The sequence below is a fragment of the Streptomyces capoamus genome, from assembly GCF_014654935.1.
Classification (GTDB): Bacteria; Actinomycetota; Actinomycetes; order Streptomycetales; family Streptomycetaceae; genus Streptomyces; species Streptomyces capoamus.
Genome location: NZ_BNBF01000024.1, coordinates 28580 through 30199, shown reverse-complemented (window position 1 = coordinate 30199; position 1620 = coordinate 28580). Strand labels below are relative to the sequence as shown.

The 1620-nt window shown below is 73.6% G+C and carries 3 protein-coding genes; all 3 read left to right on the top strand.

Annotation, left to right across the window (positions count from 1 at the left end):
• Positions 1 to 591, top strand: a 591-nt coding sequence (locus IE312_RS30370; RefSeq protein WP_370467633.1) for an acyl-CoA dehydrogenase family protein, incomplete at its 5' end; no start/stop codon positions are given.
• 397 nt (positions 592 to 988) lie between these two features.
• On the top strand, positions 989 to 1126 hold the full coding sequence (locus IE312_RS30365; RefSeq protein ID WP_189985477.1) for a hypothetical protein: 138 nt from the start codon (positions 989 to 991) through the stop codon (positions 1124 to 1126).
• 18 nt (positions 1127 to 1144) lie between these two features.
• Positions 1145 to 1618 (top strand): ATP-binding protein, encoded by a 474-nt coding sequence (locus IE312_RS30360; RefSeq protein WP_189985535.1) that lies wholly within the window; start codon positions 1145 to 1147, stop codon positions 1616 to 1618.
• Positions 1619 to 1620 lie beyond the last annotated feature (2 nt).

The window sequence follows — 1620 nt, the reverse complement described above, 5'->3', positions numbered from 1 at the left end:
TCCGGTCCGCCAGGCACCGCCACCGGTCCGCCGGCCCCTGTCTCCGGCCCGCCAGGCGCCGTTGCCGGTCCGCCGGACCCCGTCGCCGGCCCGCCGGATCCCTTCTGCGGCCTGCCAGGCGCCGTCAGCGGCCCGCAGGACCCCGTCACCGGCCCGCCAGGCACCGTCTCCGATCCGCCGGACCCTGTCGCCGTGCTCCTCACTGCTGCCGAACAGCTGGGCACGGCTGGACGGGTGTGCGAGCTGGCCGTGGAACACGCCCGGGCGCGTGAGCAGTTCGGGCGGCCGATCGGCGCCTTCCAGGCCGTCCAGCATCTCTGCGCCGACCTGCTGGTGCGCGTCGAGGTCGCCCGGGTCGCCGTCTACGCCGCCGCCGTCACGGCCGACCCCGCCGACATCGCCGCCGCCCGGCTGCTCGCCGACGAGGCCGCCGTGCAGGGGGCGCGCGACTGCCTCCAGGTGCACGGCGGCATGGGCTTCACCTGGGAGGCGGACGTGCACCTGCACCTGAAGCGGGCGTGGGTGCGGGCGCGACGGGCCGGGGGCGGCGCACAGGGCGCGGAACTGCTCGCCGCCGGACTGCCGGACTGAAGCGCCGACGGCGTGCCGGGCCGGGATGCCCCAAAAGCCTTGGCCCACGATGTCGCGGATCGTGGCGTACCGGAATCACAGAGCGTTGATATCGGGTTGTGTCCTGCTCGAGACTCGTCACGGCTCGGAGTCGGGCGGGGGCTCGGGTACCTTGTGTGGGATGCGAGTGGCTGCGCGTACGAGCCGGGCCGGCGGTCCCCCTGGGACGGCGCCGGGCCGCGCGGTGCCCGCCGCTGCTCGCGGGGCGGTCGAGGTCGTGACCGCCGCTTGTTCGACTCCCCGGCACGAGCGTCGCACAGTATGCCTCACGCGTACTCCTTCGCGCGGGAATATGCCCGAAGCGCTTGTTGGGGTGACTGTACGTCAACCATGCTGTCTCGCAAGGGAGTCACAGTCCGTGACCCCTGCTCTGGCCGTTGTTCTGGCCATGCAGAAAATGGCTACGATCGTGGCCCTCGTCGCGATCGCCGCCGCGGCTGACGCCGTGGCGCGCGGTCGACGTGGGGTCATGTATCCGCCGGTTCGGATGGTGTGAGCGGTGCAGGTGCTTCAAGTGCAGCTGGAGATCCGGCCCGACCCCGAGGAGGTGGGACGGGCCAGGAGGTGGGCCCGCTCGCGGCTCGCCGGCTCGGGGATAACGGCCGACGAGCCGCTGGCCGAGACCCTGATCCTGCTCGTCTCCGAGCTGGTGACCAACGCCGTGGTGCACACCGGCCGGCCGGCCGTGCTGCGGCTGTGTCTGCCGGCCCCGGTCGCCGAGGAGTGCGCGTCGGCCACGGTCCGGGTCGAGGTCGCCGACGGCAGCTCGCGCGCCCCCGTGCCCCGGTGTGCCGGCGATGACGCCACCGGCGGGCGGGGCCTGGCCCTCGTGGACTGCCTGGCCGACCGCTGGGGCTGGAGCCCCGAGGGTGCCGGCAAGAGCATCTGGTGCGAGCTGGACCGCTGTTCACCGCCCCGGAAGAGCGCGTCGACGGCGTACGGGGGCGGACTGTCCGCGTACGAGGACCTCGCCTTCGAAGCGGTGTAGTC